The following is a 17249-nucleotide window of genomic DNA, read 5'->3' as shown; positions in this document are numbered from 1 at the left end:
ACAAAACAGCGCTATTTTATCAAGATCTACGGCGTATAGGCAGTGGATTTTCATTGCTTCATAACGCCTTGCTCATTTACAATACGAGGCATCAAAAAAGATGCCCTATCTTAATAGCTAAGCGTTTCAGCGTTTTAGTGCTTAAGATTAAGACATAAATATTTAAGTTAGTTAGTTTGGAGTGCGCCAGTCATGGCCTATTATTCTACAAATGATTTCAAGTCAGGCCTTAAGGTTATGCTTGACGGTAACCCATGTTCTATCATGGAAAATGAATATGTAAAGCCAGGTAAAGGTCAAGCATTTAACCGTGTAAAACTACGTAATTTACGTTCTGGTAAAGTGTTAGAAAAAACATTTAAGTCTGGTGATTCTCTGGAAGCGGCTGACATCGTAGAAGTAGAAATGGAATACTTGTACAACGATGGTGAAATGTGGAACTTCATGGATCCTGTATCATTTGAACAGATCGCTGCTGATAAAACAGCAATGGGCGATGCTGCTAAATGGTTAAAAGACGATTCAAATGAAAAATGTACCATTATGTTGTTCAATGGCGTGCCATTAACGGTTAGCCCACCAAATTTTGTTGTTTTAAAAATTGTTGAAACTGATCCAGGTGTACGTGGTGATACGTCTGGTGGTGGCGGTAAACCAGCAAAATTGGAAACAGGTGCTGTAGTGCGTGTTCCATTATTTGTACAGCAAGAAGAAAGCGTTCGTGTAGATACGCGTACAGGCGATTATTTAGAACGTGCATAATGGTTTAAAAATAGACTATTATCGGAAGGGATGATGTGAATCATCCCTTTTTTTATGCCAAAGTCTTAGATCAAAACAAGGAGATGCAGAGTAAAGTCGCAAAGGAAAACAGCAGTACCTCGAATAATTAAATACGCTGATTGAATGCAACAAATATGAGGGATTGAAATGGAATCTGTTCAGCCGAAGTCGACTCTGACTTCAAAAATCATTTGGCTACTGGTAGCCATCGTCGGTGCAGTCTCTTTTGGGATATTGGCACTAAGTCGTGGTGAGCATGTCAATGCCATCTGGCTCGTACTTGCTGCGGGCTGTATTTATAGCATCGCTTATCGCTTCTACAGTTTATTTATAGCAACTAAAGTTTTTGAACTGGATGAACGCCGTTTAACACCTGCACATCGTTTAAATGATGGTTTGGATTATGTTCCGACCAACAAGAGTGTATTGTTTGGACATCACTTTGCAGCGATTGCAGGTGCAGGACCATTGGTTGGCCCTATTTTAGCAGCACAAATGGGTTATTTACCGGGCACCATCTGGTTACTTGTGGGTGTAGTGCTCGCAGGTGCGGTTCAAGATTTTTTAGTCTTGTTTATCTCTACCCGTCGTGATGGACGTTCACTCGGGGAAATGGCAAAACAAGAACTTGGAACCTTTGCCGGCATTGTGGTTATGCTTGGTGCATTGGGGGTCATGATTATTATCCTAGCGGTCTTGGCGCTTGTGGTGGTCAAGGCACTTGCACACAGTCCATGGGGCGTATTTAGTATTGCAGCCACGATTCCAATTGCGCTCTTTATGGGAATTTATATGCGTTTTATCCGTCCGGGTAAAATTGCAGAAGTGTCTGTGATTGGTTTCGTGTTGATGATGCTGGGCATTGTCTATGGTGGAGATATTGCACAACATCCATATTGGGGTGAATTCTTTACCTTATCGGGCACTCAATTGACGTGGGCATTGATTATTTATGGTTTCGTGGCTTCAGCATTGCCTGTTTGGCTGTTGCTTGCACCACGTGATTATCTATCAACCTTCTTAAAAATTGGTGTGATTGCAGGCTTAGCGGTTGGTATTATTTTTGCCATGCCAGAGATGAAACTTCCTGCGATTACTAAATTTATTGATGGTACAGGTCCTGTGTTTGCAGGTTCGTTGTTCCCATTCTTATTTATTACCATTGCCTGTGGTGCAATTTCAGGTTTCCATGCTCTAGTATCATCAGGAACGACTCCTAAACTGGTCAATAATGAGCGCGATATTCGTATGATCGGATATGGCGGTATGCTTATGGAGTCTTTTGTTGCAATCATGGCCTTGATCTGTGCTGCAGTATTAGAACCAGGTGTATATTTTGCAATTAACTCACCAGCAGCATTGATTGGAACAAGTGCTGATACTGCTGCTGAAGCAATACGAAATCTTGGTTTTGTGGTTACTCCAGAAGCTTTAACTTTGTTGGCACAGGAAGTGGGTGAAAGTACGATTCTGTCGCGTACAGGCGGAGCACCAACTTTTGCCATTGGTATGGCACATATCATCACAGAGATTTTCAATAGTCGTGAAATGATGGCATTTTGGTATCACTTCGCTATTTTGTTTGAAGCACTGTTCATCTTAACAGCGGTTGATGCGGGTACGCGTGCTTGCCGTTTCATGGTGCAAGATACTGTAGGTATTGTGGTTCCTGCGGTGAAAAACTCACATAACTTCTTTGGAAACTTGTTGGGTACAGCGGTTGCTGTGTCAGGTTGGGGTTTCTTCGTTTATCAAGGTGTGGTGGATCCACTCGGTGGTATCAATAGCTTATGGCCACTGTTTGGTGTGGGTAACCAAATGCTTGCTGCTATGGCGCTAATGTTAGGTACTGTAATCCTCTTTAAAATGAAGAAAGAAAAATATGTTTGGGTCACGATTGTTCCAACAATTTTCTTATTAGTGACCTGTATGACTGCGGGCTGGCAAAAGATTTTCCATGAAAATCCAAAAATTGGCTTCTTAGCGCAGGCTGAACGTTTTAACAAAGCGATTGCAAATAATGAAATTTTAGCACCAGCAAAAACAGTAGCTGAAATGCAAACGGTTGCATTATCGAATCAGATCAATGCGGCACTGTGTGGATTCTTTATGATTGTGGCGATTGTGATGTTGTTTGCTGCAATTAAGGTCATTCGCCGTGCGCTTGCAAGCCCTGTCCCAACAGTGCACGAAGCTGAAGCGATTTATCGTGATCCTGAAGACATTCAGCCTTCAAAATCTGGACATTAAAAGGGGAATTTAGATGAATCTAAAGTTTGCCAAAAGTGGAAAGACGATGATTTATAAAATCATCAAAATGACCGTAATGTCGCAGAAAGATTTAATTCTCAATCCTAAAAATTGGTCTCGAATTGCGACGCTGTGGCAACGGTTGCAACAAAGTTTCCGTTTGATGGTGGGAGTGCCAGACTATCCCAACTATTTGGAACATATGAAAAAATATCATCCAGATTTAGAGCCGATGGATGCTAAAACATTTTATCGCCATTGTGTGGATGCACGTTATCCGTCTGCAAGTAACGGTATGAAAAAGTGCCCTTGTTGATTGAGTCCGTGACTTAAAAAACGACACTTCGGTGTCGTTTTTTATTGCAAACCAGATGTAATAAGCAAAGCGCCAAGCTGGATTGGGTTATATTATTTGAATTCGATAGCTGGATGGGCTGAGGTATCATCCTACATAGCATATTCACTACATAGGTGAAGATGTCGTATATCTGACAGCTTTGTAGGGAGAGAGGTTTTAAAATTGTCTGAATATTGGGAATAGGGCAATTTAGTGAAAATATTTATTTATGGTGCTGGAAGTATTGGGTGTTATTTAGGTGGAAGATTGGTTGCTGCTGGGAGTGATGTCACCTTTATTAGCCGCCCGCGGATTTATCAAGAACTGTCTCAGTTTGGGTTGGAGCTCACTGATTATTTAGGCAATAATATCAAACTTGCACCCCATCAACTCAAACTGACGACTGATCCTACTCAGGTTGTGGATGCAGACGTGATTTTTATTTGTGTCAAATCGGCTGCAACAGAGCAAGTTGCATCTGAACTCAAAGAATATTTAGGGTCTAAAACTCCACTGATCATCAGTTTTCAAAATGGTTTGAGTAATGTCCCTATTTTAAAAAGGGTTTTGCAAGGACCGATGATTTTAGAGGGGATGGTTCCTTTTAACGTCGCCACGCAAGAAGCTGGGCATTATCATCAAGGTACGTCTGGTGCATTAAGTGTTAAGCAATATCCGAATCAAAACTTGCTTGAAAATGCGTTTCAAAAAGCAGGTTTAGAGATTGTTTTTGAAAAAGACATGCTAGCTGTACAGTGGGCTAAGCTTTTACTTAACTTAAATAATTCAATCAATGCCTTGTCAAAAAAACCGCTAAAGGAACAGTTGTCGATTCGTAAATATCGCGAATGTTTGGCTATGGTGCAAAAAGAAGCCATGGCGCTTCTCAGTGAAGCACAGATTAAACCTGCAAAGTTAACCGCAGTTCCTACACATCTCATTCCTAAGATTTTGAGTTTGCCCAATCCTATATTTAAATTATTAAGTCGAAAGATGTTAGAAATTGATCCATTGGCTCGCTCATCCATGCAAGATGATTTACTAGCAGGTCGGCTTACAGAGATTGATTGGATTAATGGTGAGGTTTTAAAACTCGCAGAGCAATCTGGTCAACAAGCTCCGATCAATGCAAGATTAATAGAACTGGTTAAACTCGCTGAGAAATCTCCTCAATCATTTTCAATAAGTGCGAGCGATTTGAAAGATCAGTTGAACGCTGCTGCCAGAGAGTAGATCTAATAACAATATCTCACCTATTAACGCAAATATTGAATATTTATAAAGTTCATCTTTGAGTATGGTTTAAAAACCTGTATGTTAAACCTTGGTTTATATTTTGATTGGGGGCATACAACGTGCTTTGGGGAACAGAAAAGAAGATTACGCCTACGCAAGTAGATAAACTGGATCAGTCGAAAATCAATGCGTTTTATCCCAAAATTCAAGAATTCCTCAAGCAAGTGAATCAAATTGTTCTTGATAAAAACCAACAAACCAAGTTGGCTTTATCTAGCCTTTTGGCTGGTGGACATATTTTATTTGAGGATTTGCCTGGTTTAGGAAAAACGACATTGGCCAGTAGCTTAGCACATTTGGCCGGTCTTCAATTCAAACGTATTCAATTTACCAATGACATGCTGGCGAGTGATGTGATTGGGGTGAATATGTTTAACCAAAAAGAACATGTGTTTGAGTTTAAACAAGGTCCAATTTTTACCCAAATTTTACTGGCAGATGAAATCAACCGCTGTAGCCCAAAAACGCAAAGTGCGCTTCTAGAGGCAATGGAAGAAGGTGTAGTGACGATTGATGCAAGTCGTTATGTGCTACCACAGCCATTTTGGGTGATTGCAACACAAAATCCTCTTTTTCAAAGTGGAACCTATGCGCTGCCAGAGTCACAACTTGATCGTTTCCTCATGCGGTTATCTTTGGGCTATCCATCACGTCAGGCAGAAAAAGCGTTATTGCAACAACAGTCCCGTCATGATTTGATCCAACAATTGATGACGGTATTTTCAGAGCAAGATATCCTTACTTTACAAGTTATGGTGCCGCAGATCTATTTGTCTGAAGAAATATTGGACTATATTTTAGATTTAGCTACAAAAACACGTAAAGGTCGACATGGTTTATCTACCCGTGGCGTACTGGCTTTAAAAAAAGCAGCGCAAGCTTATGCATTGATAGAATCACGCTCATTTGTAACCCCAGATGATGTACAGGCTGTGTTTGTCGCAGTGACTGCACATCGTATTGGGCTGGGTGAGGCTGAAACTGAGCAACTTCTGAAGCAAGTCAAAGTTTACTGATAGGATAAGCAGACGCATGCTGTGGCAAAACTGGATCACGAAACGCTTTCAATTTAAGGCTGAAAAACAACTGACCCAAAAAGATGTATTGGTGTTTATTTATCAGCAAGGATATTTGTATTTGGTTTTGATTTTCATCACCTTTATTGCAGGGGTGAATTATGCCAATAACTTAATTTTAGCGTTTTGTTTCTTAATCAGCGCTGTGCTGTGTATGAGTTTTTATTTAACTTTTAAACAGTTGCATGGTCTTAGTATTGATCTGGTTTTACCTGAAATAGGGCAAGTTGAGAGTGCATTGCAATTACAAATGCATTTCAAACAACATCATTCACAGCCTCGATACCTCTGGATTGCTTATGCAGATCATATAGAACAGTTGTTTATTCAAGATATCCATAAGGTGGTCGATTTAAATTTTTTTCCAAAAGATCGCGGGCAGTTTGGTTTCCCTCAAATCAAAATTTACTCAACATATCCGTTTGGCCTTGTTCGTGCATGGAGTTATTTTTTTATCCAAGCACCTGTGTGGATAGCACCTCAAGCTAAGTCTTTGGCGGCTGAAAACAAACAACAGCAACACAGTTTTGAACCTGACATGGATGAATTCCGCGAATTGCGAAATTTTAAAGAAGGTGACTCTCTACAGGCCGTTTCATGGAAACAAGTGGCGCAAGGACAAGGTTTATTCATTAAAGTCTTTGAACAACATCAGGATCAACACAGTTTAGAAATCCACTATGCACATATGCCGAGTTCTTCGCATGAAGAAAAGTTAAGTTTGATGATGGGCTTGGTTGAACAATGTGAGCAGTTGCAGTACGCCTATGCATTGTATTTACCACATGCTGAGCTAGCCAAAGGCATAGGTCGAGAACAATACTTCCAAGCTAAATTACTTTTGGCACAGGCATAGGAGAGAAATATGCATTCTTCTATTCGTATTGCGATTGTACTGACACTGAGTTTGATTTGGGTCACACAACTAAGTTTTAGTCCTGTACTATTGAGTGTCATTTTCGCCATTTGTATCGGTTGTCTGTGGAATTTCATGCAATCTGCGGGCAACCATTTCCCGAAATGGGCAATTTACATTTTGACCCTTGCTGCTCTAGCGGTCACTTTTTGGAGCTATCAAAGCTTTTTAGGGGTGGAAGCGGGCGTAGCTATTTTAAGCATCTTTCTCTTTGCGAAAGCCTTAGAAACAAAAACGCAGCGTGATGTGATCATTTTGTTTAATTTTGCATTATTTGTTGCGGCGAGTATGTTTCTACATAGTCAGTCATTTATGATGGCTGCCATGGTTTTACTGTGCTTGCTCAGTTGTTTATTGGGACTGTATCGAGTTCAAACCAGTTTTTTCGTATCTCAAAATTCGAGTAGTTTGGCTTTAAAGCAAGATGCAAAACACGTCATTAAATTTGTAGGTCTCGCACTGCCTTTTTTTGTGCTGTTGTTTATGTTTTTTCCACGCTTACCCCCACTTTGGCATATTCCAATTCCTGAAAATAAAGCGGTGACAGGCATGAGCGACAGTATGTCACCTGGTGATATTGCACAATTATCTCAGTCGAGTCATTTGGCTTTTCGTATTATTGGCGATGTTCGTCAGCTCCCAAAGCGTTCTGAGCTTTACTGGCGTGCGATGGTCTTAGATCAGTATGATGGTCAAAAGTGGACCAGTAGTTTTATCAATCAGCAAAGTATTGCAAATGAGACGCTAGGCCAAATATCTGCATCTAAAAAATGGAACTATCAATATTTACCCGCCGATGCCGCGATTCCTTGGATCATGGGATTGGAATATTCACAACCTTTAGAGCGACGTTATCAGCTACGTCAGGATTGGAGTATTCAGGCTTATCGTCAAGTACAGCGTGTAGAGCCGATTTCACTACAATGGATGGGAAATGTCCAACTTACTCAAACTAAATTATCCAATGTGCAACGAAGTATTAACTTAAAAGCGCCTGAGCAAATGGATCTGAAAGCACAACAATTTGCACAACAACTCTTTAAACAAAGTAATGACAATCCGAACCGTTATATCCAAAATGTTTTGCAATGGTATCGTAATAATGGCTTTAGCTATACCTTGCAGCCAGGTTTGTTGGGGCAACATCGTATTGATGAGTTTTTGTTTCAGTCTAAACAAGGGTTTTGTGAACATTATGCCTCTAGTTTTGCGATGCTGATGCGTTATGTGGGAATTCCTGCCCGTATCGTGGTCGGTTATCAAGGTGGTCAGCTTTCACCAGATGCAAAAAGTTGGGAAGTTCGACAGTTAGATGCACATGCATGGGCAGAAGTCTTTGTGGATGGGTACTGGAAACGCTATGATCCAACAGCCATGATTGCGCCACAGCGTATTGAACAGGGTATGCAAGACTTAATGAGTCAAGATACTAGGGTTTGGGGGCAGAGTAGTCGGTGGAATGTACAGCGCTATTCCGTATTAAATAAAATGCGGATTTGGAGTGACTATGCCAGTTATCAATGGCAAAGCAAAGTCGTTGGTTATAATGCAGAAACTCAAAGGGGGTGGTTGCAAAAATTGGGACTTCAATCCAGTTATTCATTAGTATTGCTGATTATGATCAGTATTGGTGGATTAGTTCTATTGTACTGGTTCGCTATATTTTGGCGTAAACGTGCTCAGATTTCTGAATATGATCTTGCAATTTTGCATTTTTCTAAAAGCTTAACCGCAGAGCAGCGTAAGCAAAATGCCGAAACGGTAAATCAATGGTTGTTGCGCTTAGCTCAAGAGGTTAAACCTGAACAGCAAGTTTTATTTAAGCAGGCAGCTGATTATTATCAACAAATACGTTATTTCAATCTGTTGAATGCAAAAAATATTCAACAATTTAAACGAATGCTTAAAACTTGCACATCTGCGTTAAAAAACAAGAAATAGCGCTTGTCATACTTTTTAAAAGTGAATATTATGCAGGAACTTTAGGTGTATAGCTCAGTTGGTTAGAGCGCTACGTTGACATCGTAGAGGTCTCCAGTTCGAGTCTGGATATACCTACCAAGATATATATTGAGTAAAATCAATATTTTAAGGGTGATATTGTAGCGATATTACCCTGTTTTTATTGTCAAATAGGTCAGCTTTGGGGAATCAAAATACCCAAAATTTGCATTAAAAACTGCTTTATATTTCGCTTTCGGGCGCCATTTTGAGATGGTCGTATGTATCTCAAGATGGATGGCGCCCGTTTTCGGCACCAAATATTGAGAGTTTATTAATATGCAAAAACCTGTCAAACGTGGCAATGCCTGGCGCATCCAAGTCAAATACAAGCATCTTCGTGATGCAGCAACTAAAGATACCTCACAAGAATGTATTCAATGGGCGCACAAGCGACTCATGGAATTACAGCTCGAGTATGAAAAGCAGCTGTCAAAGCGCAGGGTTTAACAGTCGGGTGGATTTTAGAAACCCATGTTCATGCCGATCATTTAACTGCTGCACAATATCTCAAAACCCAATTAGGCGGAAAAATCGCCATGAGTCAGAGAATTGCTGCGGTACAAGAGACCTTTGCTGCGATTTATCATTTGGATATCAAACAGTGGAATACCCAACAATTATTTGATTATTTGTTTGATGATCATGAGCAATTTCTAATTGGTTCAATCGAAGCATATAACATCCCTACTCCTGGACATACGCCAGCCTGCTTGAGTTATGTCATCGGTGATGCCGTGTTTGTGGGTGATACCTTGTTTATGCCGGATTACGGTACGGCACGCTGTGATTTCCCAAGGGGAAGCGCATCAATTCTTTTTGATTCAGTACAAAGCTTATATCAATTGCCTGAGAAAACACGTGTATTTCTCTGCCATGATTATTTGCCAGAAAAGCGCGATACCTATATGTGTGAAACGGATATTCAGACTCAAAAAAATCAGAATATCCATATTCACGATGGCACGACCAAAGATGATTTTGTCGAAATGCGAAATAAGCGTGATGCAGGTTTAAGTATGCCCAAACTGATTCTGCCTTCGATACAGATCAACATGAAAGCAGGACAATTCCCTGAACCAGAAGAGAATGGTGTTCCTTATTTAAAGCTTCCGCTTAATTACTTCAAATATGCAAATTTTAAGATTAAACAATAAGTTTTGTTTAATTGGTTTGGTAAGAGAGGGTGACAGTAGCGATGTGGATACTAATACTTGAAGGCTTAGTCATCGGTGGTTTGCTAGGGTTAACAGGTGCCGGTGGTGGCATTCTGGCTGTACCCGCACTGATGGCAAGTCAAGGATGGACGGTCGCACAAGCTGCACCTGTTGGCTTGCTTGCAGTCACTTTATCTGCCTTGGTTGGAACATTTGAAGGCTTATTTAAGAAGATAGTACGCTATCGGGCTGCGTTTTGGATTGCACTGATTAGCATTCCTTCAGCACGTTATGGTGTGCATTTGGGAGGAATCATTTCTCCTGTATGGCTTACCTTGGCATTCAGTTTAGTCATGCTCGTGGTTGCTTATCGGATTTTTGTTAAAAAAGTGAATGACCACACAGGTGTGCTGTGTAAAGTTAACCAAACAACTGGTCATCTGATTTGGAACATGAAAACTGCATTGTCTCTCGGCACCATTGGTGTCGTGGCAGGTTTATTGACCGGTTTGCTTGGGGTAGGTGGGGGATTCGTGATTGTTCCAGCACTGAGTAAAGTAACTGATCTTGATATGCGAAGTATTGTTGCGACCTCATTGATGATTATTTTACTGATAGGTGGTGTCAGCATTTCAGCTCATATTTTAGATGGTTTTCAATACCCCGTTTCGGTCACGCTGACTTTCGTTTTAGCTTGCATGGCTGGGATGTTGATTGGTAGAAGTTTGATGCCTTTAGTTAAGAATAGTCAAATCCAAAAGGTTTTTGCCATAACTGTCATAAGCGTAGCATTTTATTTAATTTCTACAGTCATCATAACTTAATACAAACAAGGGGCTAGATCCAAATTTAAAAACTGCATTTTAAAGACATGAATATTTAATCAGAGACCAGATTTCTATAGATCGGAAGAGGTGAAGAGTAATGAAAACAGCAGAACAATTAATTTCAATGGCAAAAAACCGAATTCAAGAAGTGACGGTAGAGGGCTTACTTGAAGCAATCAAAAATCATAAAACAATTCTTATTGATGTGCGCGAGCCCGAAGAGTTTCAAGCAGCAGCTATAGATCGCGCTGTGAACTATCCACGTGGGGTTTTAGAAATGCGTATTCATCAGCATCCGTTCGCCAGCCATCACTGTGATACAGCCCAAGCGCTTGAGCATTTGAAGGATCAGCCGATTTATTTGATTTGTGGGACGGGTGGACGATCAGCTCTGGCTACAGATACTTTACAGAATATGGGGTTTACTCAGGTGAAATCTGTTCAGGGGGGATTTCAAGCATGGCTAGAGCAGGGTTATCCAGTAGAGAAATAACCAGATTCCTATTTTAAGTCTAATCTAAGTTTATAGATATCCAAGTGAGAAAATCATGAAGTACAAAGAATTAACTCAAAATATTTCAGGCAGTTTAAAAACATTAGCACAGGATTCTCCTGATTTAATGAAAAGTTTTAATCAATTGTCACAAGTTGCAATGCGAGATGGTGTTATTGATCCTAAAACCAAAGAACTGATTGCCTTAGCGATTGGTGTTGCAGCACGATGTGATGGCTGTATCGGTTTTCATGTCAGAACTCTAGTCAAATTGGGGATGACATTACAAGAGTTGGAAGAAGTACTTGGGGTTGCAGTTTATATGGGGGGAGGTCCTTCATTGATGTATGCCGCTAATGCATTGGAAGCATTTAAAGAATTTACAGCTTAATTTTTTCAATCATTGGGAAAAGATATGAATCAGCATTGGGATAATCTTTATTCGCAAACACAGGATCTGTATGGCATTTCGCCCAATCATTTTATTCAACAGATAGCAGATCAGGTTCCAGTTGTGGGAAAAACTCTTGCTATATCAGAGGGTGAGGGGAGGAATATCCTTTATTTGGCTGATAAAGCGAAACAGCAAAATGATTCATTTTCGGCAGAAATATGGGATTACTCAAAAGTTGCTTTGCAACACTTATCTGTAAAAGCCCAACAAGCTGGTTTTGACTTCACACTTAGAAATTTTGATCTTAATGATGTCGAATGGCCAAGAGAGCGTTATCAAAATGTGATGTGTGTGTATGGGCATTTTGACGAAAATACTCAATTCAATGTTCTCACTGGGATTCGTCAAGCATTGACAAACAATGGCTGGTTTATTGGAGAGCTTTATTCTAAAGAGCAGATTGATTATCAAACCGGTGGTCCGAAAGATATTAACTATTTGTACGATCCAATGTCGTTTCTTTCAGTATTTAAAAATGATCATCTTTATCATTTTTATGTGGGTGAGCAGGAACGTCATGAAGGCAATTTACATAACGGAAAATGCCATGTAATTCAATTTGCAATCCAAGTGAAGAAATAGAGCGTAAAACGGTTCAAGCACGAGCATGTTCATTTTATAAAAAAGAGAGGTTTATGATGTCAACACGTTTTAATAATAAAGTGGCTTTAGTTACAGGTGCGGGTTCGGGTATTGGGCGAAGTACAGTGCTGCTTCTTGCTCAACAAGGGGTAAAAGTTGTTGTTTCAGATATCAATCTTGATGCGGCTGAGAAAGTTGCAGCTGAAATTATGACTGCTGGCGGTCATGCTGTTGCGAATAAAACAGATACATCTCATCCTGAGGAAATGAAGCAAGCTGTTGAGTTTGCCGTGGAAAGCTTTGGGGCTCTACATTTAGCCTTTAATAATGCGGGTATCTTAGGTGACGTCAATCCGATTGCTGAGTTGAGTATAGAGGCCTGGCGTAGAGTCATAGATATTAATTTGAATGCTGTTTTCTATGGGCTGCATTATCAGATTCCAGCAATACTTAAGTCAGGTGGTGGAGCGATTGTTAACACCGCATCAATCTTAGGTTTAGTCGGGACAAAGAACATCTCAGCATATGTTGCGGCGAAACATGGTGTGACTGGCCTGACAAAGACTGCATCATTGGAGTACGCTAATCAAGGTATACGCATTAATTCAGTTCACCCTGGTTATATCCAAACCCCATTAATTGGAGAATTTGAGGAATCAGAATTAGTGAAACTTCATCCAGTTGGTCGATTGGGTAAACCAGAAGAAGTTGCTCAAGTAGTGGCTTTTCTATTATCTGATGAAGCTTCATTTGTGACTGGTAGTCAATATACTGTTGATGGTTCTTATACTTCACAATAATAAATTAAATAAGAAAACCCTGCATTTGCAGGGTTTTCTTATTTTGTTCATGATAAATTACAGCTTCCATCCAGACTTTTATTTGGCTGAAATTAAACTGTAGATAAATTGTTCGGGCTCAATTTCTGTTGTTACCATGACATGAACACCAATATTTCTGAGTTTTTCTCGTAATCGATCGCCCATTCCCGTGGTTACGAATATATCCATCGGCAGCAGTTTTTCGAGCACTTCTCCAGACTGGGAAAAGGATTGCTCCTTTTCAACTTCGATAAGTTGTTTGTCAGTCACTTCTCCATCTTTTAATTCATATTTCCAGAATTTCCGACATTTCCCCGCATGGGGCGTAATATGACGCCGGTTCTGAGATGTGATCACAATAAACATGAAAATTTCTCCAAACAGATACGGTTACCTTTTACTGGTTCGTATCAGTTTTTAACGTTTTTTAAATCACTCAAAATATGGCTCAGGCTCTTCAGGAAAGATTTTCCAATACAAACTGAGGTGACTTTATAAACAGTTTGATTAAAGCCTGTGCTGAACTTGATGGATGACGAACACCTCTTTCCCAACTTTCTAGCGTTCTTGGGGATATGCCAAGTTTAGATGCTAACTGCTGTTGAGAGATATTCATTTTTTTACGTGCTCTAATGATTTCCTGAGCTAATGTTAAATTAACGATATATGGGAAATCATGATTAAAATTCACATGGTGCTGTTGAAGTAGATGCATAAATATCCTCTTCTTTCTAAGAACCTAATAAGCAAGTTGAAGTAAGAATCTAAAGCTCATGGCAATCACCAATAAACTTAAGAAACCGACTAGCCATAACAAGATGAACCATTGGAATTTAGATAATTTCATTAGAAATTCCTTTAATGATAACCTTCATCCCCAACACGAACTTTATCTCTGAATACCCAGTATGATAGGGCGGTATAGACAAGTATGATTGGAATTAAGATCAGTGCGCCAATCAGTGCAAATAGTTGGCTATTGGCAGGTGCAGCAGCATCCCAAATGGTAATTGAAGGAGGGATAATGTAAGGAAAAATACTGATACAGAAACCTGTGTAAGCCAGAAATACGAGTCCTAATGTATATAAAAAAGGCATAGCTTGGTTTTGCTTAATACATGAGCGTACCGCTAAAACGGTACAAACTAGAACAAGCAAAGGGACTGGGCTAAAATAAATCAATTGAGTGGGATTAAACCAGCGCTCAGCAATTTGTGGATGTGCGATTGGCGTATAGATACTGACAGCAATGAAAATAACCAATAAGCTAATCAAAAGCTTGGGCATTAATTTATACATATGCTTTTGTAGTACGTCATCAGTCTTCATGATGAGCCAACCACATCCCAATGCTGCATAAACGACTACAACACCCAAACCTGTAAATAATGAAAAAGGTGTTAACCAGTCAAAGCCACCACCAGCGTAACGATTATCAACAATATCAATACCCTGAATATAAGCTCCTAAGATTACACCTTGTAAGAAACTGGCAACAATAGAGCCCCAAATAAATGCATTATCCCAAATGTACTTTGTTCGAGTAGCTTTGAAACGAAACTCAAAAGCCACGCCTCTAAAAATCAAAGCTATTACCATCAAGATGATAGGTAAATATAAGGCTGACAGAACCGCTGAATAGACAATAGGAAAAGCCGCAAAAAGACCAGCACCACCTAAAACCATCCATGTCTCATTACCATCCCAAACGGGGGCAACGGTGTTCATCATGACATCACGTTCTTGCTGGTTTTTAATAAAAGGGAATAAAATCCCGATACCTAAATCAAAGCCATCAAGTACAACGTAAATAAAAACACCAACTGCAATAATGACAATCCAGATTAAAGATAAATCAATCATAAAGATGCTCCTTGATCCTGATCATCAATTTTTTCATCAATGGCACTCAGAGGTCGCATTGGTGTTTTGAAATGGCCAACGCCTCCAATTTCTTCTGGTGCGTTATTTAAAAACTCTGGTCCTTTATGCATGAGTTTGAGCATGTAATAAATGCCCACACCAAAGACAATGAAATACACGATCACAAAAATAATCAGAGTTAATCCAACCTGTTCTGCCGAAACAGGAGAAAGGGCATCTTTTGTCCTCATAACGCCATAGATAATCCATGGCTGACGTCCTACTTCTGTGGTGAACCAACCTGCGAGTAAGGCGATGAAGCCTGAAGGGCCCATCAGGATTGCAAAGCGATGAAACCACTTACTCTCATAGAGGCTGCCTTTTTTTCTGAGCCATAGGGCAGTGACTGCAAGGAAGAGCATAAGCATACCTAGCCCAACCATGATACGGAAACTCCAAAATACTATTGTTGAATTTGGGCGATCTTCAGGCGCAAAGTCTTTTAATCCTTTCACCGTCCCATTCATGGAGTGGGTCAGAATTAAGCTTCCTAAATGTGGAATTGCAATCGCATATTTCGTGCGTTCTTCTTGCATATCAGGAATACCAAATAAATATAAGGGCATCCCATGATCATGGTTCGTTTCCCAATGGCCTTCCATAGCAGCAAGTTTGGCTGGTTGATGTTTTAGGGTATTTAAACCATGGGCATCACCTATAAAAACTTGGAGGGGAGCTAAAATGAGGATTAACCAAAGTGCCATAGAAAATGATGTTTTGACTAATGCATCTCTACGGCCTTTGAGTAAGTGCCAAGCAGCAGTAGCAGCAACAAGAAGAGCTGCCACTAAAAAGGCTGCAAGTGCCATATGGAATAAGCGATAGATAAAGGACGGGTTAAAAACAATAGCAAACCAATCTTGAGGTACTACAATTCCATTTTCAATGGTGAAGCCTTGAGGTGTCTGCATCCAACTGTTTGAAGACAAAATCCAGAACATTGAAATACATGTACCGATAGCGACCATTAATGTGGCAAAAAAGTGTGCTTTTTTGCCGACTCGGCCCCATCCAAAAAGCATAATGCCTAAAAATCCAGCCTCTAAGAAGAAGGCACTTAGAACTTCATAACTTAGTAAGGGGCCTGTAATGCCTCCTGCAAATCGAGAAAATTCACTCCAGTTTGTTCCAAACTGATAGCTCATTACGACACCAGAAACGACACCCATGCCGAATGACAATGCAAATACTTTCACCCAGAATTTGAATAAATCATGATAAATAGAGTCGTTTGTTCTAAGCCATCGCCATTCCAAAACAGCAAGAAAACTTGCCAGCCCAATAGAAATCGCAGGGAAAATAATATGAAATGACACCGTGAATGCAAACTGAATACGTGCTAACTCAAGTGCCGTAAAACCTAAGGTCATAGCAACTCTCCACATCCGAAGCATGCTCTAGATTGCATATGCTCTGATATGAGTGTGCCTACACAGATATGTGCATTTTTTAAAAGTAAAAACATAGCGATTAGTCTCTTCAACTAATTAAATTTCAAAACAATAAGGAATTGCCAATAAATTTACACAGCAAAAGAGACAGGAGGTGCTCGACCTTGAGGGATCAGAAATAATTGTTTTAAAAGAAAGAAGATATGAAAGAAAGCTTCTTTAAAAGCTAATAACCGAACTTGAATTCTCACGACTACTTCTTTAACACCCATGTCTGGTAGTGGAACGACATGTGCGTAAACTACACAGTACTGACATTGATGATTTGCATCGTGATGATAGCTAGATGAAGATTTTTGTTTGAGATATGCATGATTAAGCTTTTCAGTATCATGATTAGCTAAATCCAACTCTTGATGAGAGTGATTATGCGTAGAATGATTTGAGCTATGCTCATGGTGAGAAGTATCTAATTGAAGTGCATGGACAATAGTTTCACAGACAGGAGAAATTTGATATTTCTCTGGAAGTAAAGGCTGTAGAAAAACAGCAATCTGTAACAAGATTGCAGAGAATACTAGCAATCTTCCTAAAACCATGATCACTTAGATGGTCTCAATTATCCAAGTAAGGAAAATGGATTGTAGCAGAATATATATTTATTAAAAGTACATTGTATTAAATTTGAAGACTTTGATTTTTATTTAATTTGTCTAATTAAAGTATTTTAAAAATAGATTTTATATAATTAAGCGGTTGATTTTAATCCGATTTAATTCATATTAAAATCTTGCATGATTAATTTTGCTTTTAAAAAATAATGATTAAAATTTATAAAGTAAAGTAGTTGATAATATTTTCCCTACATTGTAGGGATATTTATTACATATTCGATTATTATCTAAATCTTTGTGCTTTAAGATTTTCGATTTTTTAAAATTG

The 17249-nt window shown here is 39.5% G+C and carries 17 protein-coding genes, 1 tRNA gene and 2 pseudogenes; 15 read left to right on the top strand and 5 right to left on the bottom strand.

Going from position 1 to position 17249, the window contains the following annotated elements:
• Positions 1-192 precede the first annotated feature (192 nt).
• From efp to ACE01U_RS00595, 15 genes and pseudogenes are all read left to right on the top strand, one after another.
• Entirely contained in the window at positions 193-762 is a 570-nt protein-coding gene (gene efp, locus ACE01U_RS00665; protein WP_086209566.1) for an elongation factor P, read from the top strand.
• 168 nt (positions 763-930) lie between these two features.
• Positions 931-3033, top strand: coding sequence for a carbon starvation CstA family protein (locus ACE01U_RS00660; protein WP_086209565.1), 2103 nt, complete (start codon positions 931-933; stop codon positions 3031-3033).
• Positions 3034-3046: 13 nt separating this feature from the next.
• A complete protein-coding gene (locus ACE01U_RS00655; RefSeq protein ID WP_395553039.1) occupies positions 3047-3349 on the top strand; it encodes a YbdD/YjiX family protein in 303 nt (100 codons plus the stop codon).
• A gap of 234 nt (positions 3350-3583) precedes the next feature.
• A complete protein-coding gene (locus ACE01U_RS00650) occupies positions 3584-4603 on the top strand; it encodes a 2-dehydropantoate 2-reductase (RefSeq protein WP_395553038.1) in 1020 nt (339 codons plus the stop codon).
• Between the two features lie 122 nt (positions 4604-4725).
• Entirely contained in the window at positions 4726-5682 is a 957-nt protein-coding gene (locus ACE01U_RS00645; protein ID WP_395553037.1) for an AAA family ATPase, read from the top strand.
• Positions 5683-5698: 16 nt separating this feature from the next.
• Positions 5699-6598 (top strand): DUF58 domain-containing protein, encoded by a 900-nt coding sequence (locus tag ACE01U_RS00640; protein ID WP_395553036.1) that lies wholly within the window; start codon positions 5699-5701, stop codon positions 6596-6598.
• A 9-nt stretch (positions 6599-6607) separates the two neighbouring features.
• Positions 6608-8599: a transglutaminase TgpA family protein gene (locus ACE01U_RS00635; protein ID WP_395553035.1), complete on the top strand. Its 1992-nt coding sequence runs from the start codon at positions 6608-6610 to the stop codon at positions 8597-8599.
• A 43-nt stretch (positions 8600-8642) separates the two neighbouring features.
• Positions 8643-8719: transfer RNA gene (locus tag ACE01U_RS00630), tRNA-Val, on the top strand.
• Positions 8720-8938: 219 nt separating this feature from the next.
• Positions 8939-9082, top strand: a pseudogene (locus ACE01U_RS00625) (tyrosine-type recombinase/integrase); the annotation flags it as partial.
• 2 nt (positions 9083-9084) lie between these two features.
• Positions 9085-9816: pseudogene (locus tag ACE01U_RS00620) on the top strand (MBL fold metallo-hydrolase); the annotation flags it as partial.
• Positions 9817-9857: 41 nt separating this feature from the next.
• Complete coding sequence (locus tag ACE01U_RS00615) at positions 9858-10640, top strand: sulfite exporter TauE/SafE family protein (protein WP_395553034.1); 783 nt, start codon at positions 9858-9860, stop codon at positions 10638-10640.
• Positions 10641-10740: 100 nt separating this feature from the next.
• Positions 10741-11136, top strand: coding sequence for a rhodanese-like domain-containing protein (locus ACE01U_RS00610; protein ID WP_395553033.1), 396 nt, complete (start codon positions 10741-10743; stop codon positions 11134-11136).
• 55 nt (positions 11137-11191) lie between these two features.
• Entirely contained in the window at positions 11192-11527 is a 336-nt protein-coding gene (locus tag ACE01U_RS00605; RefSeq protein ID WP_198488226.1) for a carboxymuconolactone decarboxylase family protein, read from the top strand.
• Between the two features lie 24 nt (positions 11528-11551).
• Complete coding sequence (locus ACE01U_RS00600; RefSeq protein WP_395553032.1) at positions 11552-12172, top strand: class I SAM-dependent methyltransferase; 621 nt, start codon at positions 11552-11554, stop codon at positions 12170-12172.
• Positions 12173-12225: 53 nt separating this feature from the next.
• Positions 12226-12972 carry an SDR family NAD(P)-dependent oxidoreductase gene (locus ACE01U_RS00595; RefSeq protein ID WP_395553031.1) on the top strand — a complete coding sequence of 249 codons (747 nt, stop codon included), beginning with the start codon at positions 12226-12228 and terminating at the stop codon, positions 12970-12972.
• Positions 12973-13050: 78 nt separating this feature from the next.
• Here the strand turns inward: ACE01U_RS00595 and ACE01U_RS00590 are convergent, their stop codons facing one another.
• From ACE01U_RS00590 to ACE01U_RS00570, 5 genes are all read right to left on the bottom strand, one after another.
• Entirely contained in the window at positions 13051-13359 is a 309-nt protein-coding gene (locus ACE01U_RS00590; protein WP_395553030.1) for a NifB/NifX family molybdenum-iron cluster-binding protein, read from the bottom strand.
• Between the two features lie 91 nt (positions 13360-13450).
• Complete coding sequence (locus ACE01U_RS00585) at positions 13451-13708, bottom strand: helix-turn-helix domain-containing protein (RefSeq protein WP_078192112.1); 258 nt, start codon at positions 13706-13708, stop codon at positions 13451-13453.
• Positions 13709-13851: 143 nt separating this feature from the next.
• Complete coding sequence (cydB, locus tag ACE01U_RS00580; protein ID WP_087512975.1) at positions 13852-14856, bottom strand: cytochrome d ubiquinol oxidase subunit II; 1005 nt, start codon at positions 14854-14856, stop codon at positions 13852-13854.
• Positions 14853-16286, bottom strand: a complete 1434-nt coding sequence (locus tag ACE01U_RS00575; protein ID WP_087513010.1) for a cytochrome ubiquinol oxidase subunit I — start codon at positions 16284-16286, stop codon at positions 14853-14855. The genes cydB and ACE01U_RS00575 overlap by 4 nt, the downstream gene beginning before the upstream one ends.
• A gap of 152 nt (positions 16287-16438) precedes the next feature.
• Positions 16439-16906 carry a DUF2946 family protein gene (locus ACE01U_RS00570; protein ID WP_395553175.1) on the bottom strand — a complete coding sequence of 156 codons (468 nt, stop codon included), beginning with the start codon at positions 16904-16906 and terminating at the stop codon, positions 16439-16441.
• Positions 16907-17249: the final 343 nt, after the last annotated feature.

It is taken from the genome of Acinetobacter halobius (genome assembly GCF_044130335.1).
Taxonomy (GTDB): Bacteria; Pseudomonadota; Gammaproteobacteria; order Pseudomonadales; family Moraxellaceae; genus Acinetobacter.
The sequence above is the reverse complement of the archived record's forward strand: the minus strand, read 5'-3'. Positions and strand labels throughout refer to the sequence as shown.